This window comes from Candidatus Binatia bacterium (assembly GCA_029243485.1).
Classification (GTDB): Bacteria; Desulfobacterota; Binatia; order UBA12015; family UBA12015; genus VGTG01.
Genome location: JAQWRY010000088.1, coordinates 213,506 through 234,712 on the forward strand (window position 1 = coordinate 213,506; position 21,207 = coordinate 234,712).

General features: G+C 65.1%; 21 protein-coding genes. 14 read left to right on the forward strand and 7 right to left on the reverse strand.

Going from position 1 to position 21,207, the window contains the following annotated elements:
* The first annotated feature begins 7 nt into the window (after positions 1 to 7).
* Positions 8 to 475: a molybdopterin-dependent oxidoreductase gene (locus P8R42_29385; GenBank protein MDG2308713.1), complete on the forward strand. Its 468-nt coding sequence runs from the start codon at positions 8 to 10 to the stop codon at positions 473 to 475.
* Positions 476 to 567: 92 nt separating this feature from the next.
* Here the strand turns inward: P8R42_29385 and P8R42_29390 are convergent, their stop codons facing one another.
* The gene (locus P8R42_29390) at positions 568 to 3,000 is read right to left on the reverse strand and encodes a hypothetical protein (GenBank protein ID MDG2308714.1); all 2,433 of its coding nucleotides are present in this window, start codon (positions 2,998 to 3,000) and stop codon (positions 568 to 570) included.
* Positions 3,001 to 3,675: 675 nt separating this feature from the next.
* Between P8R42_29390 and P8R42_29395 the strand changes: the two genes are divergently transcribed.
* Positions 3,676 to 3,813, forward strand: a complete 138-nt coding sequence (locus tag P8R42_29395; protein ID MDG2308715.1) for a hypothetical protein — start codon at positions 3,676 to 3,678, stop codon at positions 3,811 to 3,813.
* 99 nt (positions 3,814 to 3,912) lie between these two features.
* Positions 3,913 to 4,047 (forward strand): hypothetical protein, encoded by a 135-nt coding sequence (locus P8R42_29400; protein MDG2308716.1) that lies wholly within the window; start codon positions 3,913 to 3,915, stop codon positions 4,045 to 4,047.
* A 30-nt stretch (positions 4,048 to 4,077) separates the two neighbouring features.
* Here the strand turns inward: P8R42_29400 and P8R42_29405 are convergent, their stop codons facing one another.
* Positions 4,078 to 4,842, reverse strand: a complete 765-nt coding sequence (locus P8R42_29405) for a crotonase/enoyl-CoA hydratase family protein (protein ID MDG2308717.1) — start codon at positions 4,840 to 4,842, stop codon at positions 4,078 to 4,080.
* 175 nt (positions 4,843 to 5,017) lie between these two features.
* Between P8R42_29405 and P8R42_29410 the strand changes: the two genes are divergently transcribed.
* The 7 genes from P8R42_29410 to P8R42_29440 all read left to right on the forward strand — a co-directional run bounded on the left by P8R42_29410 (position 5,018) and on the right by P8R42_29440 (position 10,083).
* Positions 5,018 to 5,866 carry an EamA family transporter gene (locus tag P8R42_29410; GenBank protein ID MDG2308718.1) on the forward strand — a complete coding sequence of 283 codons (849 nt, stop codon included), beginning with the start codon at positions 5,018 to 5,020 and terminating at the stop codon, positions 5,864 to 5,866.
* A gap of 183 nt (positions 5,867 to 6,049) precedes the next feature.
* Positions 6,050 to 6,553: a hypothetical protein gene (locus P8R42_29415; GenBank protein ID MDG2308719.1), complete on the forward strand. Its 504-nt coding sequence runs from the start codon at positions 6,050 to 6,052 to the stop codon at positions 6,551 to 6,553.
* 80 nt (positions 6,554 to 6,633) lie between these two features.
* On the forward strand, positions 6,634 to 6,999 hold the full coding sequence (locus tag P8R42_29420) for a DUF309 domain-containing protein (GenBank protein ID MDG2308720.1): 366 nt from the start codon (positions 6,634 to 6,636) through the stop codon (positions 6,997 to 6,999).
* A 33-nt stretch (positions 7,000 to 7,032) separates the two neighbouring features.
* Positions 7,033 to 7,461: a hypothetical protein gene (locus tag P8R42_29425; protein MDG2308721.1), complete on the forward strand. Its 429-nt coding sequence runs from the start codon at positions 7,033 to 7,035 to the stop codon at positions 7,459 to 7,461.
* Positions 7,461 to 8,480, forward strand: coding sequence for a PHB depolymerase family esterase (locus P8R42_29430; protein ID MDG2308722.1), 1,020 nt, complete (start codon positions 7,461 to 7,463; stop codon positions 8,478 to 8,480). Before P8R42_29425 ends, P8R42_29430 begins: the two co-directional genes overlap by 1 nt.
* Before the next feature lie 147 nt (positions 8,481 to 8,627).
* Complete coding sequence (locus P8R42_29435) at positions 8,628 to 9,383, forward strand: hypothetical protein (protein ID MDG2308723.1); 756 nt, start codon at positions 8,628 to 8,630, stop codon at positions 9,381 to 9,383.
* A 142-nt stretch (positions 9,384 to 9,525) separates the two neighbouring features.
* Entirely contained in the window at positions 9,526 to 10,083 is a 558-nt protein-coding gene (locus P8R42_29440; protein MDG2308724.1) for a lysophospholipid acyltransferase family protein, read from the forward strand.
* 7 nt (positions 10,084 to 10,090) lie between these two features.
* Here P8R42_29440 and P8R42_29445 read toward each other — a convergent pair whose 3' ends face one another.
* The 4 genes from P8R42_29445 to P8R42_29460 form a co-directional block, all read right to left on the reverse strand.
* A complete protein-coding gene (locus P8R42_29445) occupies positions 10,091 to 10,732 on the reverse strand; it encodes a DUF502 domain-containing protein (GenBank protein MDG2308725.1) in 642 nt (213 codons plus the stop codon).
* A 6-nt stretch (positions 10,733 to 10,738) separates the two neighbouring features.
* Positions 10,739 to 11,458: an SIMPL domain-containing protein gene (locus tag P8R42_29450; protein MDG2308726.1), complete on the reverse strand. Its 720-nt coding sequence runs from the start codon at positions 11,456 to 11,458 to the stop codon at positions 10,739 to 10,741.
* Positions 11,459 to 11,552: 94 nt separating this feature from the next.
* The gene (locus tag P8R42_29455; protein MDG2308727.1) at positions 11,553 to 12,887 is read right to left on the reverse strand and encodes a DUF1501 domain-containing protein; all 1,335 of its coding nucleotides are present in this window, start codon (positions 12,885 to 12,887) and stop codon (positions 11,553 to 11,555) included.
* Between the two features lie 15 nt (positions 12,888 to 12,902).
* Complete coding sequence (locus tag P8R42_29460) at positions 12,903 to 14,297, reverse strand: DUF1800 domain-containing protein (GenBank protein MDG2308728.1); 1,395 nt, start codon at positions 14,295 to 14,297, stop codon at positions 12,903 to 12,905.
* A 207-nt stretch (positions 14,298 to 14,504) separates the two neighbouring features.
* On the opposite strand from P8R42_29460, the gene ggt reads away from it, so the two are divergent.
* Entirely contained in the window at positions 14,505 to 16,058 is a 1,554-nt protein-coding gene (ggt, locus tag P8R42_29465; protein ID MDG2308729.1) for a gamma-glutamyltransferase, read from the forward strand.
* A 39-nt stretch (positions 16,059 to 16,097) separates the two neighbouring features.
* Here the strand turns inward: ggt and P8R42_29470 are convergent, their stop codons facing one another.
* On the reverse strand, positions 16,098 to 16,400 hold the full coding sequence (locus P8R42_29470) for a Smr/MutS family protein (protein ID MDG2308730.1): 303 nt from the start codon (positions 16,398 to 16,400) through the stop codon (positions 16,098 to 16,100).
* Positions 16,401 to 16,830: 430 nt separating this feature from the next.
* Here P8R42_29470 and P8R42_29475 point away from each other — a divergent pair, with 430 nt between their 5' ends.
* The 3 genes from P8R42_29475 (at position 16,831) to P8R42_29485 (ending at position 21,205) form a co-directional block, all read left to right on the forward strand.
* Positions 16,831 to 17,439 (forward strand): carboxypeptidase-like regulatory domain-containing protein, encoded by a 609-nt coding sequence (locus P8R42_29475; GenBank protein MDG2308731.1) that lies wholly within the window; start codon positions 16,831 to 16,833, stop codon positions 17,437 to 17,439.
* Positions 17,440 to 17,531: 92 nt separating this feature from the next.
* Positions 17,532 to 18,692 carry a polysaccharide export protein gene (locus tag P8R42_29480; GenBank protein ID MDG2308732.1) on the forward strand — a complete coding sequence of 387 codons (1,161 nt, stop codon included), beginning with the start codon at positions 17,532 to 17,534 and terminating at the stop codon, positions 18,690 to 18,692.
* 35 nt (positions 18,693 to 18,727) lie between these two features.
* Positions 18,728 to 21,205, forward strand: coding sequence for a polysaccharide biosynthesis tyrosine autokinase (locus P8R42_29485; GenBank protein ID MDG2308733.1), 2,478 nt, complete (start codon positions 18,728 to 18,730; stop codon positions 21,203 to 21,205).
* Positions 21,206 to 21,207 lie beyond the last annotated feature (2 nt).

The window sequence follows — 21,207 nt, forward strand, 5'->3', positions numbered from 1 at the left end:
GGCAGCCATGGGAAATCTGCGTTTAGACGGGGAGGTAGAGCGTGAATTGGAACTTGCGTTCGAGGACTTGGCCGGGTTCCCGGGACAGGTGGACGACCTGACGAGGCTCGTCCCCGGGCGCGAGGGTGGGGCGGTGCGGTTCGGATCTCTGCTTGAGGCCGCGCAGCCGAGGGCGTCGGCGACCCACGCGACGCTCTCCTCGGGGGACGGAGACTTCACAGCGAGTGTGCCGCTCGAGGCCCTCGCCGAAGCGGTGGTCGCCTACCGCGACGGCGACGCGGCCCTGCCGGCCAGTCGGGGTGGCCCGTTCCGGTTCTTCATTCCGGAAGGTGGGGCGTGCGCCACGGCTGAGGTGGACCAGTGCGCGAACGTGAAGTTCCTCGCGACGATCCGCTTCACCGCCGGACGAGGCCAGGATAGCCGGCCGACGAATCCGACCGAGCACGCAGAACTCCACGAGCACGACGAGAACTGATCCCGAAACGGGCCCCGATCTCGGAACGGCCCTATCGCGAACCGGACTGAGCGCGAGGCCGGCGGTAGACCCGCCGACCTCGCTTCTCTCGATCAGTCCAGCAGCGAGTCGCTGTAGGCCAGGAAGGCCTGCGACGCGGAGCTAGTGTAGTGTGAGCCGAGGAGGATGAACATCTCATCCTCGACAGTCACGCCGCCGATCAGTCGGCAGGCATCACAGTCGCCGTCGCCCGCACCCGGGGACGAATCGCAGGCGGAGTGGTTGCCGCTGCAGAGGGCGTTGTGGTTCGGGCCGCCGATGCAGCGCGTGCTGCCGGCGCTACACGGTCCGCCCGGGACGAACAGCAGGGGGGGCTCAGGCGACGTCGAACGCCGCTTCACGTCCTGAATGTCCGTGGCGCCGTTGTCGTAGAGCGCGCAGTACTTGTAGGTACGATCGTTCGTGCCGTCGCCGGTGTGATCGACCGGCGGGTCGAAGAGCAGCTGAACGGGGTCGTTGTATTCGGTCGACACGTAGATCGGGGCGCCACCCGGCGCGGTGCATCCGCCCCCCGAGCAGGGGGTCTGCGGCGGGCCCCAGATTCGGAACAACACGCCACGCTTGTGCGTGTGCGAGTCCAATTCGAACAGGAACGAGTCGGCTGGCAACGTGTAGGTGCGACAGTACTCGCGCGTCTCGAACTGCGGCACGCTCATCACGAAGATGTCATCCGAGTCGAAGATCGTCCCGATGGCATTCGCATCGGTCGTATCTGCGAACCACATGTTGTGGTACTGCTCGATCGTCGTGTCGGTGGGCGTGAGGTTGAAGCCGTGGGAGTTCCACACGGTGAATCCCTGGATCGGGACCACGCCGAACACGCCGTCGGGGAAGGTGATCCGGTGGTAGGACTCTTGCGAGCCGCCGATCCGAGGTGAGTTCGGGGTGCCCTGACCGTTGATGCTGAAGCCCATGTCTGGCGGGCCCCACCCCAGGCAGGCGACCGTCGAACTGACCGCGCTGGCGCACGCGGAGCGTGTGCCGCACTCTGCACCGCCGGCTGCGGCTGGTACGCCGAGTTGAGTCGGGTCACACGACGTCCCCTCGTTGACGCCGCCGAGGCACGACCATGCGCCCCATCCCGGGTGCGTCCAATCGTGGGCGCCGATGTAGGCCTGGATAATGCTGTGATGCGACTGCGGGTCCTGTGCGAGGAGTCGGTCGTGGATACGAATGCAAGTGCGCAGAGGTCCACCCATCTCCGGTGGGCAGGGGGTCTGTGCGTTTAACGGGACCTGGCCGTTCAAGTCGTAGCGGGTCGCGTAACAGACCTCGTCCTCATCGTTGGCGGGCACGACCCACGGGGGCGCGTAGAACTGAATGCCCTCACCCGCGGGGGGCGGTTCGAGCGGTGGGATCTTGTTTGGGGTGGGTTCGCCGAAGCAGCCATCGAACAGGCTTTCGGTGCCGAGGACCGTTCCCGTTTTGGGGGCGCCCGCGCGGATCCACTCGCGCAATCCGGCGAGGCGGTTTGTATCGACCGGGGCCAATCCGCCGGTCGGCATCTGCGCTCCCGGAACCGATGCGGGTTCACCGAGCGTGGCGGTCGCGAGCTTATGGTAGAGGAAGCTCACGCGCGCGTCGCCGGGCACGATGCGAGAGAGCGAGCTGATCGTCGAAGCGACGCTGACGATGTTCGCGTAGGCGTTGGCCGGCGTGAGGTCGAGACCGCCCTGCGCCGTAGCGCCGTGACAGACGAACTGCGTGCAGCCACTCGCGGCGAAGATCTGATCCTGCACCGCGTCCCAGGTGTGGTCGTACGACGTGCCGACACAATCGCTGATCTCGCAGTCGGCGATGCAGCCGTCGGTCTCGTCGAGATTGCCGTCGTCGCACTCTTCTAGGCCTTCGATCACGCCGTTGCCGCAGACCTCAGTCGGGCAGAGGCCGGGGGCCGGAGCGTTCTTCGAGAGGAAGAGGCCCGTCTCGTTCTTCTTCACGTCGCCGCCGAAGTCACTGCAGTACCACTCGAGGTCGTTCGGGTCCGTGTCGCTGTAAACGCCGAAGTAGACCTCGACGCTGTCGACCGGTCCGTCGACTTCCCAGGGCCACTTGTCGCCGCCTCCGGTGATGATCAGCGAACCACCGTTGTTGCCGGGCTTGTAGGTGACCCGTTTCACGGCCGTCGAGACGTTATTTTTGTCCGTGTATTTGTAGCCCTTGCTGCCGGCCGGGTTTCCTAGGCCGGTCCACAGAGCCGGGTCGAGTTCGATCAATTCGGTGCGGCCGGCGTTGGCGCCGGTCCAGCGCACGAGCAGCTTCGACCCGTTTACTGCCGGATCGTGCACCGGGTTGATGAGGATATCCCGCGTCGATTTGAAAACGAACTTGTGCTTGCTCGGATCCTTCTTCGTGTCGATCTTGGCAATCTTGCCGCTCACGTTGAAGTTGACGGCGTGCGCGTCGGCCCTGGAGGCCGGGAGCAGGAAGCTCAGGGCAATTCCTGCGATCAAGACGGCGCGAATGCGGTTCTTGGTTTTGGGCATTACGGTCAGATGCTCCCTTGGCGTGGCTCGCTCGATTGGGGCTCGCGCCTCGGGCCCGAACATTAAGGAGATTGCCTCATGGGTGCCGGTGTAGGCAAGCTGTGTGGTGTAGGTCTGCGGGAACAGGCGAGGTGCCCTCTGATCAGTCGTGAGGGCGTGTGAACGGTTCAAATAGGGCGGACCATGTATGGTCCGCTTTGCCGTTGCCCGAAGACGAGTCCGGCCCCTGCGATTGCCTGCAGTGAAGTGTCTACCCCGTTCAGGGTCGAGGGCAGGGGTTTGTCAGTGACCACGCGGTTTTCGATTCTTATCGGTGCAGTTGCACTCGTGCTCGTAGCTCTGCCGGTGGAGGCTGTGATCTCCGGCGGGGGGAACGCTGCCAAGGACTGCTGGGCCGAGTTCGAAGCTCCGAATCTGGGGGCTCAACTTCCCGGCCGCGCCCAAGACTTCACGGGAACTGCGCTGCTTCGACGGCGAGTTCGGCTGCGATCTCGATGGTGAAGTAAACGGCGCTTGTGAGTTCCCGATCGGCGTCTGCCTGTACAACGTCGATCCGCTGCTGCCGACGTGTTCGCCGTCCGACGTGACCCTGGAGGAGGTGAGCAACAAGAAAGGTAACCCCGACCTGGCGCTCTCCTTTGGCAGAACGCGCTCCAGCCCGAGCCCGTCACCCCCGTGTTCGGCTTGTTCAACGGCGCGGTGGGATTCGCCGGTGACCGATTCCATGCCGCTCTTTACGAGACCATCCCGGTGGCCTCGCCGGAGCCCGAGCATTTGATGGCGTTCAGCGCGGTCGATGGTGCGACCTTGTAGGACGAGGAGATCGGGGCGAGTTGGGGCCACGTCGGGATTGCTGCCGGCGTAGTGTGGACCGGGACCCAGGCAGTTTCCGATCTACTCGGATACGACACGGTGACCGGCGCCGCGGTTGCCACGCTGCCGATGCCCGCGAAGGTCGCGTCGGGGCCAGCGATTGTCGACGGTGTGCTCTACGCCGGATTCGGCGTCGGCGGTGCCGGTGGTGTGCGCGCGTACGAGCTCCCATAGGCGCGACGCGAGGAGTGGTCCTTCCGCGGGCTAGAATTTTCCGTGTCGGCCGGCGCCCTTCGCAAAGCGCGTAGCACCTTCGCGCGTCTCGCCGGAGCGGATGACCTCGAGCCCGAGTCGGTACTCGTTCTTGAGCGCTTCCTCGAGTTCCAGGTCCCACTGCTGGTAGGACGACATCCGGTCGGCGCGCATGCAGCGTTGGGGAAACCCGGCGATGCGCTCTGCGAGTTCGAGTGCGCCCGCGAGGGCCTGCCCCGGTTCGACCAGTCGATTCGCGAGTCCCATGCGCTGGGCCTCGTCACCCGAGACGCCGCGGCCGGTTAGGATGAGATCGAGCGCGTTGCTGTGGCCGAGCATGCGTGAGAGGCGGACGGTGCCGCCGTCGAGGAGGGGCACGCCCCAGCGGCGGCAGTAGACGCCGAAGGTCGCATCCGTCGCCGCCACTCTCATGTCGCACCAGATTGCCAGTTCGAGACCGCCCGCGACGGCGAAACCCTCGACCGCGGCGATCACCGGTTTCGAAAGGAGGAAGCGCGAGGGCCCCATTGGACCGTCTCCCTCTTCGCGCACCTGGTTACCGCGCCCTTCGGAGACCGCCTTCAGATCGGCTCCGGCGCAGAAGAAGCCGTCCGCGCCGTTGAGGATCGCCACGGAGAGTGCGTCGTCCTCATCGAAGTGGCGGAACGCAGCCGCGAGTTCCGTCGCGGTCGGGCCGTCGACGGCGTTGCGGACCTCGGGGCGATCGATTGTGATGATCGCGATGTCGTTCTGCGTCTCGAAGCGCACGTTGCTCATGGGGCCATCCTTTCGGCGATGATCGAATCGTTGCGGACGGACGGTTGCCGCGCAACTCGACGACGGGCGAGGTGCGTGGGCGACCGACAGCCGGTGCGCAGACGGCTCGGATTGACGGACCCGGAAACCTCACGGCTGTTCTCGACGCTCGCCGGAGGCTACTACGACGGCGGTCATGGGGCTCTCGATCGAAGTTGCGATGCTCGTTCTGATCGCCGCGGTACTCCACGCTACGTGGAACACCTTCATCAAGGCCAGCGGGGATTCGTTGGTCACGTCGACCGTCATCATGGCGACGGGCTCGTCTCTTTGTGTACTTGCGTTGCCCTGGGTGCCGCTGCCTTCGACGGAGACCTGGCCCTTCATTGCGGCGAGCGTGGCGATTCACAACGTCTACTTTCTGCTCCTGCTCCAGGCGTACCGATTCGCCGATCTCTCGCAGGCGTATCCGATCGCGCGGGGGACTTCGCCGTTGATCGTGGCGGTCTTCTCGGGCGCGGTCGTCGGAGAGCGGCTCGGGTGGCTGCAGTTGGGGGGGGCGGGTCTCGTTGCGATTGGGATCGGGAGTCTCGCCGGGGTGGGGAGCGCGCAGCGCGCGGTCGATCGACGGGGGGTGTTCTACGCTCTGGCGTGCGGCCTCTCGATCGGCGCGTTCGCACTAGTCGATGCCGTCGGGGTGCGGACGTCGCAGAACGTCTTCTCCTTCATTCTCTGGCTCACGGCGCTCGAATGCCTGCCGCTCGTCACCTTCACGATCGTCCGTCGCCGCGGCCGGCTCTTGCGCAGCGTCGTGGAATGCGGACCCCGGGCGGTCCTCGGTGGAGTCCTCGCGGCAGTGGCCTACGCGACGGTGCTGTGGGCATACGACAACGGCCCCGTTGCGCCCGTGGCCGCGTTGCGCGAGACGAGCGTCGTGATGGCCGCGCTGATCGGCGCTCTGCGGCTCGGAGAACCGTTCGGGTTGCGCAGGGTGTTGGCCGCGGCGGTCGTCGTGGCGGGTGTCGCGCTCTTGAACCGCGTGTAGCCAGGGCGCGCGTTACTCCCAGATCACGTCGAAGCCGTCCTGACTCTGGTCGAGACCGGAGCCGTGGACGGCAAGAACTGACAGCCGGCATTCTTGATTGGGCTCCGGGGAGCGTATAGACGCGGCTCCGGGCGTTGGTCGCCCGTCCGCCCGGACAGGGTGGGTCCGAGAAGGAGGAGTTACATGTCGGCCCGTTTTCGTTCTCTGTTCGGCGCGTGTGCAGCGCTCACGCTCGTTGCCGGCTGTGCGGCCTCGCAGGGTCAGACGTCGTCCACTTCGTCTGCCGCGGCCGACACGGCGGCCGACACGGCGCCGGGTATGAATGCCAAGGGTGAAGTCGTCGACTCCTCCTCGATCCAGTCCGGCAGCGGGAAGACCGTGAAGGGCATCAACGACTGGGAGGGCGAGATCACCGGCAAGCCGTTCCCGGGCAGCAAGTTCACCAAGCTGAAGATCGGCATGTCGCGCGCTCAGGTCGTAGACCTGATGGGACCGCCGACGGATGAGGGCGCGTACGTGACCGCCAAGGCCTTCATCCCGTTTTACTACGGTAGCGACACGAGCCGGATCGAGCTGGCCTACAAGGGCCAGGGGCGCCTCATATTCTCGACGGGCGCGGGGTGGGGAACCGATAGGGGGCACCTGACCTGGATCATCTACAACAAGAACGATTCGGGTTACCGCTGATCGGCAGCGCGCGCTGTCATTCGAAGAAGCACCAAGGCGACGTTGACTCCCCATAGGCACCCGGCAATCTGGCGCGACCGATGAATCCGAGGACCGCACTGATCGCCGCCGCGCGCGAATTCAACCACGGCCGGTACTTCGAGGCCCACGAACAGCTCGAGGAAGCCCTCGACGACGTGCCGGATGACCAATGGAGTCTTTTCCTGGGCCTGATCCAGATCTCGGTCGGCTATCACAAGATTACACAGCAGCTGTGGAGTGGGGCCGCGCGGATGCTGAGGATCGGTCTGGAGAAGGTGGACGACCTGCCTGCCGAATTCGGCGGCGTGAACCTCGCGCCGTTTCGGGATCGCGCCCGCGCGGATCGGGATGCGCTCGACGAGCGAAGCTTCGACGAATCTCGGTTCCGCCGGACTCCTCCGCGCCTCCAGCCTCGGCCTGAGTAGACGGACTGCGACTTCCCGCAGTATGGGTTCGGCGTGGCAAAGAAGACGGCCAAGAAGAGGACGACCAAGAAGAAACCCGGGGCGAAACGTGGAAGTGCGGCAAAGCGCCTCACGCCCCGCAAGGAGAAGCGCGGACTCGAGGGCGCGGAGATTCAGCTGGGTCTCGATGCCCCGGAGATCGCGACGCTTAGGCGTGAGATCGATGCTGCGGGAGGCACGGCGATCGGCGCGTACAGAGAGCCACTCTCCGGCCGCCCGATCGTCCTGGCCTCCTTGCCGCACGGCGCGGTGGAGCCGACGCCGTTTCAGCGCGATCTATCGCCGACGCACACAAAGAGGCTCGCGCAGAAGATCGAGGAGAGCGGTTCGTTCCTCGATCCCTTGATCGTCGTGCGCGGGGCCGAAGGGGGCTTCTGGACGCCGAACGGACGTCACCGCCTGGCCGTCGCGAGCGATGATTGATGAAGTCCTGGGTGCGTCGTCTTCTCGCAGGGTTCGCCTTGGCCGTCGTGGTCTTGGTTGCCGCCGGGTGGTGGTTGTTGCGCAGCACGCCCGTTCCGGAACTCGATCTTCCCGGCGTGCTCGAGCAGGGGCGCCTCACCTGGGAGGACCGACCGCGGACGTATGAGTTCTACCGCCCGTCGACTGTAGCCGGCGTCCCAGCGGTGGTGTTCGTGCTCCACGGCTCGATGGGAGACGGCGCGGGCGCACGCGCGATGATGGCGTACGAGTTCGATCGCTTGGCGGAGGAGAACGGGTTCCTTGCCGTGTACCCCGATGGGTTCGATTCTCATTGGAATGGCTGTCGCGCGAAGGGGCCCTACAAGGCGAACGAACTGGATGTCGACGACGTCGGGTTCCTGCGGGCCATCGTGGACCGCCTGGTCGAGAGTGATGGCGTCGACCGATCGCGCGTTTTCGCCACCGGGGTCTCGAACGGTGGCCACATGGCGATCCGCCTGGCTCTCGAGGCGCCGGACTTCGTGCGCGCTGTCGCGCCGATCGCCGCCTCCCTACCATCCGGGGACAATCTCGACTGCACGCCGAGCGGTGCACCCGTGGCGGTCCTCCTCATCAACGGTACCGAGGATCCGATGAACCCGTTCGAAGGCGGAACGGTCGCGCTCTTCGGTGTTTGGGGGAACCGCGGAACGGTCCACTCGACGATGGAGACGACCCGCTTTTTTGCGAAGAGCGCGGGGTACGGCGGTGATCCCGCGGTCGAGAAGCTGCCAGACGTTCGCACGGACGATTCGTCTACGGTGGTTCGCCATCGCTGGTCCGGGGGAGAAAAGCCGGAAGTCGTCCTCCTCGCTGTCCACGGAGGTGGGCACACGGTCCCGCATCCGGAGATGCGGTATCCTCGCATCATCGGCCCGACGAACGCCGATCTAAACGCCGCCGAAGAGATCTGGGCCTTCTTCGATCGAGCCGCCGTGGGGGCCCCGGTCGAGCCGCAAACCCTGCTTTTCGCACGCTAACCCGGGCTCGGTAGAAACCGCTAACCAGGCTTTGCGGCCGCGATCGAGGGAGAACAGGCCATCTTAGAAAACATAGAGTTTACAATGGATTAGGGGATTGTCGACAGGCGGCCAGGGATGGCATCGCACCTGCAATTCCCTGTTCCCATGAACATTCTCTCGAAGGCTCTCGCCACCCTCGCAACGATCGCCACCGCGGCCACTCCGGCCGCCGCCGCCCGCTCCGACGTCTTCTTTGACGGCGAGCGGGTCTCCGCCGTTGCCTTCGAGACCCCCCTTCGCGACCTCTTGGCAGCTCTGGCCGCCGAGACCGGGCTTCAGGTTCGGTTCACGACGGACGCCGGTGACGAGGCTGTCGACGTCGAGATCTTCGAGCTCACCGTGAACGAGGCGCTGGGGCGCATCCTGGCCCACCGCGGATACAGCGTAGTCGGCTCGCAGATTTGGATCTCCTCCCCGGTTGCTGGCTTCCAGGCCGAGACCACCGTCGTCACCGGGGGCGCACACGCCGCCTACGTCGCCGAGCTGGGACGGCAAGCGTTTGGTGTGAGCGGCCGCGGCCGTCTTGCCGCGACAGCCGAGCTGGTGCGGGAGCGCAGCGCGGCGGCCATCGACGCACTGCAGGACGTTCTCGAAACCGAGCGCAGCTCGCAGATCCGAGCCTCGGCGCTGTGCGGGCTCGAGCGCAGCGGCAACCTCTCGATCGACTCGCTCGCCGAGTTGGCCCGCGACCAGGAGGGTGGGATGCTCCGCCGCAAGGCGATCCAACTCCTCGCCCGCCACGGCGCCGGCAGTGAGCTTGCCCAGTCCACGCTGATCGACCTCGCGGACACGGCCGAGAATCCGATGATCCGGTTGACCGCCCGGACCGCGCTTCGCACCCTCGAGCGCGCCGCTGCCTAGAATTTAGGCGGCTCGATCTGGGCGGGCCACTGATGTACGCATGGAGGATGGCTGACCGCGTGTTTTTCGGTGGAAGTCTCCGCCTTTTGCCGGGGCAACTGAGGTGAGTGTGAACGGCGCTTTTCGCGTCGGGCTCAGACGCGTGATCGCTAAGATTTGGCTCTGGTTCTTCCGCTGGGAGGTCGAGGGGCCGCCGCCGGGCGTGCCCAAGGGCGTGGTCGTCGCGTATCCGCACACCTCGAACTGGGACTTCACGTTCGCGCTCGCCGTCGGCTACTACCACCGCGTCGACATCCGGTGGCTCGGGAAGAGCGCCATGTTCAACTTCCCGTTCGGATGGTTCTTCCGCTGGCTCGGTGGGATTCCGGTCGACCGGTCGAAGGCCACAGGACTGGTCGACTCGGTCGTCGAGACGATCCACTCGTATGACGAGCTCCTGATCGTGATCCCCCCGGAGGGAACGCGGGGCCAATCGGGCCGTTGGAAGAGCGGCTTTTATTGGATCGCAGTCCGAGCAAATGTGCCGATCGTGCTTTCTTACCTCGACTACACACGCAGGCGCGGCGGCCTCGGCACCACAATCAATCCGACCGGCGACATCGAAGCGGACTTCGAGAAGATCCGTGACTTCTACGACGGTGTCCTCGGGAAGTACCCCGAGAAGCAGGTCCCGATCTCGCTGCTCGATCCGGCCCCCTGAGCGGCGCCTAGTTCTGCTCGGCTTCGGCTTCGGCTTCGGCTTCGAGCGAGAACGGCGGCGTTACTATCCCGCCGGATACGACCATCTTGATTCCCTCCTCGACCGTCATGTCGAGGATGATCAGGTCCTTTCTCGGAACGAAGAGGAGGTAGCCCGACGTCGGGTTCGGTGTCGTGGGGAGGAAGACGTTCACCGTCTTCTCCTGCGTACGATGCTGCACTTCGCCCGCGGTCGTTCCGGTGAGAAACCCGATCGACCAGATGCCTTTGCGTGGGTACTCGAACAGGGCCACTTCGCGAAATGCGTTCGATTTCTGCGCGAGGACGCTTTCGAAGATCTGCTTCGTGGCTCCGTAGACCGTACGGAGGACCGGGATGCGGCTCACAATCCGGTCCCCGATGCTGTGAATGGCACGCCCCAAGAAGCCCGAGGCGAGCCAGCCGATGAGCGTGATCCCGGAGATCACGACCAGAAGGCCGAAGCCGGGGATTTTGAAGCTCGACGGCAGGATCTGGCTGTCCACAAAATCGACGAACCAGACCGCGACGCCGATGGTGACGGCGAGGGGCGCGGCGAGGAGGAGTCCCGCCAGGAAGTACCCGCGCAGGCGAGCGCTCAGTGGTCGCTGGTCGGGGGCGTTGGGGGTCATGGCGGTCTACTCCAGTTCGGCGGTGATGCGGACGGCTGCGGAGATCTCGATCTCGCCCGCCTGGATTGGCGGCGGTGCGGCCGCGTCGGCCGACATCGCGACGGCCCCGCGACGGAACACGGGTTCCGGAGGCGGACGTCCGCCCGCACCCTGTTGCTCGATGAGGAGGAGGCTGCCGATGTTACTCCCGGCGCCGGCTGCGGCCGCTTCGGCGCGAGCACGGCCATCGCTCACGGCCTGCTTGAGCGCCTCGCGCTCGAGCTCGTCGCGCTTCTTCACGTCGAAGCGAAGACCACTCACCGCGGTTGCACCAGCGCGCGTGGCGAGGTCGATGATCTCGCCGACCTTTTTGATGTCGTCGAGCCGTACCTCGACCTGGTTGCGCGCGAGATAGCCGCGCGAGCGCCGCGTGCCTTTGTTGTAATCGAACTCTTCCTGGAGGCCGTAGGAAACAGTGCGAATCGCGTTGTCGCCGAGGCCCGCACCGCGGAGCTTGGCGAGAACGGCGTCGCTCGTCTTCGCGTTCTGTTGCTGCGCCTCTCGGGGGTTGGGGTCACGCGATTCGACGGCCAACATCACGAAGGCGCGGTCGGGGGCAACGCGGATCTCCGCTGTGCCGGTCACCACGACCTTTGCCGGCTCGTGGTCGGCGGCGTGGCTTGGTTGGGCCAGGACCGCACTGCTCAGTGCGGCGGCCACGGCGACAAACAATCTCCCTCGCTTCATCCCGTCCTGGGTATCCCAGGTTGAGAGCCGAGTCGAAGGCGGGGAGAGCGGGGGCGCCGGCCGCCCACGGGGAGCGGCCGGCGGCACGACCCGGTCAGATGAATGGAATCGTCGTGTACGGAGCCCCCGGCAGGAGGGGGACGTGGGCGTTCGGGCTCTGGAGCCAGTTGTCGATGATGCTGGCGTAAACCTGTCGGAAGTCGGTGTGGTGCACGAGGTTGCCCTTGGAGTCGGGGGCGCCGATGTCCGGCATCTCGCCGTAGATTCCGCCGTTCACGCAGTCGCCGAGGGCGAACACGGCACCGGCACTGCCGTGGTCGGTCCCGCCGCCGCCGTTTTCGGCAATGCGGCGACCGAACTCCGAGAAGGTGACGACGAGTACATCGTCGGAGATGTTGGAACCGGCTTCGACGTTGATGTCCTGGAGATCCTGGTAGAACGCCCCCAGGGCAGGGCTCAATTGATCGAACAGACTCGCGAGTCGCCCGCTGGTCGAACCCTGGTTGGTGTGGGTGTCGTAGCCGCCCTGCCGAACATGGAAGTAGTTGGCCCCGACCGGCGTGCCGCTCACGGCATCGTGCCGGATGATCGAGGACACCTCGGTGAGGCGGTCGGCGATCGATCCCGAAACGCCGTCCAGGTTCGAACCCCAGCCCGTGTCGATGGCCGCGTACTCGTCGATCTTGCCGATGAGCACCTCGCCCGAGACACCGACCGTGTTCTGCAGGCCGCTCGTTTCGCCCGGGTCGGCCTCCACCGCGTACATGGCCTCGAGGGCCGTCTTCTTCGCGACCGCATCGGGGTACTCGTTGTCGTCTGGAAGAACGAACTGTGAGAGCTTCTTCACCGCGAGGACGTTGCAGCCCAGCGGACAGACGAACATCTTGCTCAGCGTCGTATCGACATCGACGGTCACGAGATCCGAAGACGTATAGTAGCTGTCGAGGTAGCGCCCGAACCAGCCGTCGGCGAACGGCAGGACCGACTCGCCGCTGAACCAGATGTCCTCAGATCGGAAATGCGAGAGGCTCTGGTTCGCGTACGACACACCCTGGATGACCGCGAGCTTGCCCGAGTCGAAGAGCGACTTCAGGTGCGACAGCGACGGGTGGAGTGCGAGCGTGTTGCCCTTCACCGGGTCCGTCCCGATCGTCGTGGCGGCGAGTTCCGCCGGAGTGAGTGCGATCGACGAGCGAGCCGCGTCGTACTCGGTGCGCTGCGGGAATCCGGGTTGGTCGTTGACGGGCACGACGGTGTTGAGCGTGTCGAGACCGCCCTCGAGCTGCACGACGACGATGATGGGATTCGTCGGGCCTGCCGCACGAGCCTCGTTCGGGCTGAAGAGGGCACGCTGAAGCGGGCCGGGAATTGCGAGCGTGGCACCGGTGAGTGCGCCGCCCTGGAGGAGTCTTCTTCTACTGATGTCCATTGTCGCCTCCTCCTCTCAGTGGATGTTGGATTCGGGGATTTGCAGGGCCAAGGCGATGGCGCCGCGTACTTTGGTTTCGACGACGGTCTCGTCTTCGAAGTTCGTCTCGCCCTCGAAGTAGTCGATCAGAGCCGCTCGGGTGCCCGTCGGAGTCTTGCCGGCGATGCCGAGGCGACTGAGGATCTCGTCGACGACCTCTTCGATCGTGGTCGCGTCCTTCGGGATGATCTTGCTCGGCTTGAGCAGAACCAGGTTCTTGTCGCGTCCGGCGGCGATGGCCTGTCCGACTTCGAACCGCGCCAGGGTCTGCCCACTGGACAGCCAGGCTGTGCCGTTGCTCCAGCCGTTCACGCCGGGCGGGTTGAACAGTTCCATGCCCATGCTTTCGAGCGCGTTCGGCGTGTAGGTGTGCTTCGACTTCGCCTCGAGGCCGCGCATTGCGCTGAACAGGAACTCGCACGGGTTTCGTACCGTGCTCGACTTCGCCTGCGCGGAGTAGAACTCGTCGTCCAGGAACATGTCGCGCAGAAGGTCGGAGATCACGTAGGTGCCGCCGGCACGGAAGGTCGCGGTCAGGCTGTCGATCAGAGCCGCGGACGGATCCGGATACGCGAAGTACTCCCACAACTTCTTGCCGATGAAGCGCGGCATGGTGAGATTCCCGGAGGAGTCTTCGTGGGTGAAGATCGCGTCGATCACATTCGTCGCGGGCGGGAGCAGGTTGTCGCTGCCGTCCTCGACGCCGAAGTTGGCGGTCACCTCGAAGGACTTTCCTGCAAACAGGGTCTTCGGATCTTCGTCGAAGCGGTTCGGGTTGAAGTACCCGATGTCCTTGTCGCTGATCTGGAAGCCGGTGGTCGCACGCGTGACGGCGATGACGTCGTCCTGCGTGTAGTTCTCTTCGGTGCCGTCGAAACTGAAGACGCCGAGAACGAACAGTTCCAGAACTTCGCGCCCGAAGTTCTCGTTGAGAGAGCCGTCCTTGTTCGTCTTCCCATCGAGGAAGTCGAGCATCGCGGCGTCACGGGTCACCTCGTGGATGAGGGTGCGCATGTCGCCCATCCCGAACTGGCGGAACGCCCGGTTTTGGAAGGACATCTGGCGCACGTTCTTCACGACGTCGAACTGGGTCGCGAAGTGGTCGTGCCATAAGAGGACCATCTTCTCCTGGAGGCGCCGCGCGTTTTGCTTCTCCATGCGCTTGCACCACCAGGTGGACAGCTTCCTCAACTCGGCCCGATCGTTCGATGACTTCCCGGGGCCCTTCGCCTTGCTGGCTTTCTGGCCCACTAGGAACTCGACGGTGAACGCCTGGCCCTTTTTCACGAATTTCGAGACGTCGCTCGGCTTCGCGCCGAAGCCTGCCCGATTCAGCAGGTGGACGACGTTTTCCTCATCCCAAACAACCATAGTTTCCCCTCCGACCTGTAAAGATGCTGCCCCGGGACGGGGGTGGCAAGGCATTTTTTACCTGGAGTGCCCGATACCTCCGATCGGGCGGTTCGGGCGTTCGTATACACAAAGGGGAGGATGGAAGGCGGATTCTTCGGTAGTAGGAGGGCGGGCGGCCCCGGTTCCCACGCCAGCGCTCGGTCGATGGTCCTGGCGGGGAATGGGGTGGTTTGCACCAGCCAGCCTCTGGCATCGCAGGCCGGACTGGCGGTCCTGCGAGCGGGCGGGAATGCGATCGATGCCGCCGTGACCGCGGCGGCCGTCCAGGGGGTGGTCGAGCCGTACAGTACCGGGATTGGGGGGGACTGCTTTGCCCTGGTCTGGTCGGCCCGAGATCAGCGCCTTTTTGCGCTGAACGGGAGCGGGCGGGCCCCGGCGGGAGTGTCTCCGGAGGACCTGCGGGCGGCGGGTTCCGAGATGCCTCGGCAGGGCATCCACACCGTCACGGTCCCCGGCGCGGTCGGCGCCTGGTGCGCGCTTCTCGAGAAGTTCGGTTCACGCTCGCTCGGCGACGCGCTTGCTCCGGCGATCCAGCTTGCCGAGGACGGCTTCGCGGTGAGCGAGGTGATCTCCCACGAGTGGAATCTCACCGCGCAGTTCGGCTTCCTGCAGAATGATGCCGCGCGGCGCTGCTTCGCGCCCCGCGGGACGGGCCCGGCTGTCGGCCAGGTCATGCACTTTCCCGATCTTGCTCGGTCTCTGCGATTGCTCGCAGACGGGGGAGGGCGGGTCTTCTATGAGGGGGAGCTGTCGGACCGGCTCTTGAAGGCGCTCCGGGCCGAGGGAGGCTCGTTCTCGCGGTCGGACTTCGCGGACGCGCGGCCCACCTGGGTCGAACCGATCGGCGTCGACTACCGTGGGTATCGCCTGTGTGAGATTCCTCCGAACACGCAGGGGATCACCGCGTTGATCTCCCTGGGGATTCTCGAGCAGTTCGAGATCGGAGCGCTGGAATGCGGTTCGGCGGATGCGGTGCATCTCACGATCGAAGCGGTGAAGCTGGCGTTCGCGGATCGGAACGCGCACATCGCCGATCCCGATCACATGGCCGCGTCGGTGGAGGCGCTTCTCGACCCGGCCTCGCTGCGGGCCCTCGCCGGGCGGATCGATCCGTCGCGCGCCGCGGCCGACGTGGTCGCGCGGCCTCCCGCCGGGAGTGACACCGTCTATCTCACGGCGGCCGACGGCGAAGGCAATGTCGTCTCGTTCATCAATAGCCTCTACGGGGCGTTCGGTTCCGGACTGGTCGCCGGGGACACCGGTATCGTTCTGCAGAACCGGGGAGCCGGCTTCTCGCTGGACCCCGACCACCCCAACATTCTGGCGGGCGGGAAGCGGCCGTTCCACACGCTGTGTCCGGCGATGCTTCTCCAGAACGGCAAGCCGCGGGTGTCGTTCGGGGTCATGGGCGGAGAAGTGCAGGCGCAAGGGCAGGTGCAGGTCGTGTCGAACCTCGTCGATCACGGCCTGAACGTGCAGGAGGCGTTGGACGCGCCGCGTTTTCATTTCCTCGGCGCGGCGGATGTCGCGCTCGAGCCGGAGTTCGCGACGGACGTTGCGGCAGGATTGGCGGAGCGCGGTCACGAGTTGAAGGACGCGGTGCATGCGCTCGTCCGCGGCGGGTTCGGTGGTGGACAGGCGATTGCGATCCATCCCGACACCGGCGTGTTGTGGGCGGGCTCGGACCGGCGCAAGGACGGGGCCGCAGCCGGCTTCTAGCGGGTCGGGGGCCGTTGGCGCGATCTTGCGCGCGTGACGCTAGCGCGCTCGCAAGAAGACGATCATCGCGCCGTCGTCGCCGCTCCGGTCGAGCTGGCGCTCGAAGTGGTCGACCTGCTCTCTTGCGTTCTGCTCGATCCAGGCTGGGACCGCCTGGCGGAGAACGCCGATGCCGCCGGGGCTTCCCTTTCCTTTGCCGTAGATGATCCGCACCTCGGGTTCGCCGCGCGCGTGAGCCTCTTCGAGAAATTTTTTCGTTGCGTCGAGGGCGGGGCGGACGCCGAATCCGTGGAGGTCCAGGGTCGGGACGATGCCGAAGAGGCGTCTTAGAAGTCCGTGCATCTGTCGTCGCTATATGGACACTTCGAGTGTCACGCGCATGCCCTCACCGATCACAAATGACGCAATGCGTCGTGGCGTATCCGAACGATTGACCCTCATTGGCTCAGCGCGCCCTATAGGTTTGGAGTGCAATGTCGATATCATCACAGGCAACGGGCGGCGTGCCCCAACTGGTCGTGGGTGTGTGGGGTAGGGGGAATGGGGCGCGCCGGATCCGTTGCTCGAGTAGTGGGGCGCAGTCCCCTAAGCACCATGAATCCCAAGGGAAATTTGTTGACTGACCTTCCGGCACAGAATAGCTATCGCTTTACTGATCGTGAGGGTCCGTGTGTCCGGGGTGGGGACATGCTTGGGCGTGGTGGTGAATAGGTATGGCCTCGGTATCCCGAGGCTCTTCGGACGGGAGTCCGAGTTGAGAGGGGTGTCCAACATGAAGCCGTTCGTAAGTGCGCTGGCTCTGGTTTCCATTTTCGGTCTCGCAACGATGGCCACGGCGGAGGACTCCGCCTCGGCGGAGCCGCAGACGGTCACGCAGTCGCGCGTCCAGGGTTCGGTTTTCGATCCGGACAGGAATCCCGTCTCAGGAGTCGACGTGATTCTGCTCTCCGAAGCGGGTGCAGAGCTCGGCCGAACTTCGACCGACGCCACTGGGGCGTACTCTCTCGGGTGCGTCGACCTCGGCAGCTACCAGTACGAGATCGCCCCCACCGGCAACGGCTACAAGGGACACAAGGTCGTCGCGCCTCTGGGGCCGAACGGCCTCACGATCGCGTGGGCGGTGGATCACAGCAAGCCCGCTCTCGCATCCGCAACCGCGACCGGTGGTCCGTGTGGTGCGGCAGCGGTCGCAGCTGCCGGCACGGGCGCAGCCGCCGCAGGTGCAGCGGGCGCAACTGGCGCGGCCGCAGGAGCCGGAATGAGCACTGGCGCCATCGTCGTCGGTGGGACCGCGATTGCGGCCGGTGTCGGAGTCGGGATCGCGGCCGCTGCGGGCGCGTTCGATTCCAACAGCTCTGCACCGTCCTCTCCGGCGCAGTGATCGCATCGAAGGTAGGGTCGTATCCTGCCTTCGCCGTCGAGTGGGCACGGGCGGCTTTGCCGCCCATGGACGAGTCAGGAGGGTAAGCCTCGGTGACGATCTTCCGCGCAGGCGTGGTCGTGGCCCTGGTCGGGTTCGTGGCCGCGGGTTGCTCCGCGAAGCGAGCCGATGGCTGGGAGCCGGTGGAGCATGAGAAGCAGGCCGCCTTGGAAAAGGCGAGCGCGCCTCAGGTGACCCATGCTCTCGCCGATTCGCCGGCCGTAGATCTGGCGCGCCTGCGCCGCGTCTACGACGACCGAACGCGCACCGGCGGAGCCTGGGACTATCCCATCGGTACCGGCGATCTCATCGAGATCTCGGTTCCCGCCATGTCCGAACTCGAACTGGAGACGGTTCGGGTGTCGAGTTCTGGAACCGTCTCCCTGCCGATGCTGGAGGACGTTCGCGCATCCGGGCTCACTGAAAAGCAGTTCAAAGCGGAGCTCCGGCGGGCACTGTCCCGCTACATGCACAACCCACACGTGTCTGTGCATGTGAAGGAGTACCGCAGCCGACAGGTCGGCGTACTCGGCTCGGTTGACAGCCCAGGGTTGCACACCGCCAAGAGCGCGGACGCCACGATTCTCGACATGATCTCCGAGGCGGGCGGCTTGACCGACGACTCGACGCAGCGCCTCTTGTTCATCCCGGCCGAGCGCGTGTCGGCCGAGGATAGCCTTGCTCTCAGCGGTCTCGTCACCGAAAAGCTCGAGTCCGCGAATGTCGACATGGCGAGGTTCGACGACCTGGAGGCGACTCCGATGTTGCAGGCCTCCGACCCGATCGTCATCGATCTCGAAAAGATGAACCGGCGATCGGCACAGTTCGCGTTGGCCGTGCCGGTGCGGCCGGGCGACACGATCATGGCTCTGGGCGGCGGTCAGATCTTCGTGCAGGGCTGGGTCGAGGAACCCGGCGCGCAGAAGATGGCCCGCGGTCTCACATTGCTTGGGGCGATCGCCGCGGCCGGTGGGACTTCGTATCCCGCGCAGAAGTCGACGGTCCAGGTTCTCCGCGAGCAGAGCGGCTCGGATCGAGTCGTCAAGATCGTCGACCTCGAAGACATCGAACAAGGCCGGGCCGAGGACATTCGACTGCGAGAAGGCGATCTGGTGATCGTCGAGGCAGAGGGCGCGAAGCTCGTTGGTTACGGCGTCTACCAGTTTTTCTCGAACGTGATGCGCGTTGGCGTTTCACTCGCGAGTCCATTCTAGCGGCGCTTTGCGCGGCTATCGGGAGAGCGGCACTCATGAGGCAACTGACCACGAATCCCATTCCCCCGAATGGCCAGGTGCCGGCCCACCCGGCAGCCAGCCCGCAGCCGATCCACCTGGATATCCCCGTCGACCCGTACGCGGCGGACGAGGAGCCACGCTTCGTCGAGTATTGGCGACTCATTCGGAGCGGCTGGAAGTGGGTCGTCGCCGGGGCCGGTGTCGCTGCGCTCGGTGCTTTGGCCTACGTGCTGCTCGTCACTCCGCTGTACACGGCGGAGTCCAAGATCATGATCGAGCGGCGCGCGCAGAACGCTTTGAACATCGAGGAACTCCTCGCGGACGGTATGTCCGGCGACGAGTCGAACTACTACCGCACGCAAGAGCAGATCCTGAAGAGCCGCACGCTCACTGTCGACGTAATCCGGAACCTCGGTCTCGATCGAAACCCGGATTTCATCGCCCAGGAGGGTGCGTCGACCGGACTCGTGTCGGGGTGGGTCGCGAGCCTTCGCGGGCTCGTTTCGGGTGACCCGCCGAAGCGGTCCGATCCCTCCGGTATCGCGCGCGACGTCATTCGGCAGTATCAGGAGGATCTCTCGATCTCTCCGGTGACCCGCACGAAACTCGCTGTCGTTCGTTTCACGACGCCGGATCCGGTCCTGTCAGCCGAGATCGTGAACTCGCACGTGAGCGCCTACATCACCCAGGGTTTGCGCCTCCGGAGTGAGGCCAATGACGAAGCGCGGATCTTTCTCCACGAGAAGCTCTCGGAGATCAAAGAGAAGCTCCAGACGTCCGAGGCCGCGCTCAATGCCTATCGGCGGGACAAGGGGATCATCTCTCTCGACGACAAGGAGAACATCGTCGTCGATCGGCTCGCCGATTTGAACGACCTCCTGACCGAGGCCGAGGCTCGGCGCATCAACCTCGAAGCAGACGTCAAGCTCATCAAGTCGCGCGCGTACGACTCGTTGCCTGCGGTGACGAGCAACACACTGATCCAGGCGCTCAAGGGTCAGCTCGCCGAGAAGGAAGGCGAGTACGTCGAGGTCGCGGCGCAGTTCAAGATGGCGTATCCGCCGGTCAAGCAGGCAAAGGCCGAAGTGGATGCGCTGAGAAAGCGCCTCGATGGGGAAATCGAGCAGGTTGTCGGCTCGATCGAGTCGAAATACCTCGCTGCCGCCGACCACGAAGAGCAGCTCCGCGAGGCGATGGACAAGCAGAAGGAGGCGGCTCTCTCGATGAAGGACGCCGCCGTCGACTACGCGATCTTGGAGCGGGAAGCCGAGACGAACGAGCAGCTGTACGACGAGATCCTCCAGCGTATGAAGGAGATCGGTGTCGTGGCGGCGGTTCAGGCGTCGAACGTTTCGATCATCGACGCAGCGACGCCCCCGGAGCATCCGTCTTCGCCGCAGAAGCTCCGCACGCTTCTGCTCGCGCTCCTGATGGGAACCGGCCTTGGTGCGGGTTTCGTCCTCGGAAGAGATCTCCTCGACCAATCCGTCAAGAACTCGGATGAAGTCGAGCGCTACCTCCACTTGCCCAGCCTCGGCATCGTCCCCGATTTCGAAGCGTTGCCTGCGGGAGCGGCCGTGTACGGATACGGTCACGGTTCGCGCCGCAAGCAGAAGGCGATCCCAGTCGATCAGTCCAAGGAAATCGAATACGAGGAGATTCCGGCCGCGGAAGCCATCCGGTCCGCCTCGAAGGCGGAGGCGCAGGATACGACGGCAGTCGAGGTCGGCGGAGGTCAGATGAAGCTCGTCGGGTCGGTCCCGCAAGCAGACTCGTCCCTCGTGCTCGCGCAGGGAAACGACTCCGTAGTGGCGGAGGCCTACCGGACGTTGCGCACGGCCATCCTTTTCTCGACGCCGGAGCAGGCTCCGCAGGTCATGATGTTCACGAGCGCACTCGAGTCTGAGGGGAAGACGACGAGTAGCTTGAACACGGCGATCGTCTTCGCACGGATGGGCTCTCGCGTCCTCGTCATCGATGCCGACATGCGACGTGCGAGCTGTCATCGCCGGTTCGGTGTGACGAATGATTACGGACTCTCGGAGGTGTTGACGGGACAGAAGGATGCGCCGGAAGCGATCAAGAAGACGTCGGTCGAAGGCGTCTTCATGCTGACCGCGGGCTCCTTGCCTCCGAACCCGACGGAGCTTCTCGCATCCAAGGCGATGCAGGAACTCCTGGCGGAATCGGCCGGGGCGTTCGACTACGTAATCGTCGACTCACCGCCCGTCATGGCCGTGAACGACGCCGTCGTCATCGCGCATATGGTCGATGGTGTGGTGATGGTCGTTCGAGCGCATCATACGCCGCGCAAGATTCTACAGCGCGCCGAGGCCAGACTTCTTCAGGCGCGGGCGCACGTTCTGGGCGTCCTTCTGAACAAGGTCGACGCGCGGACCGACCACTATGCGACCTATTACGGTGGTAAGTACTACTCTTCGTACTACTCGAACGAAGAGACCCGCAGTGGCGACGGCGCCGAGTCGGCTTAGGT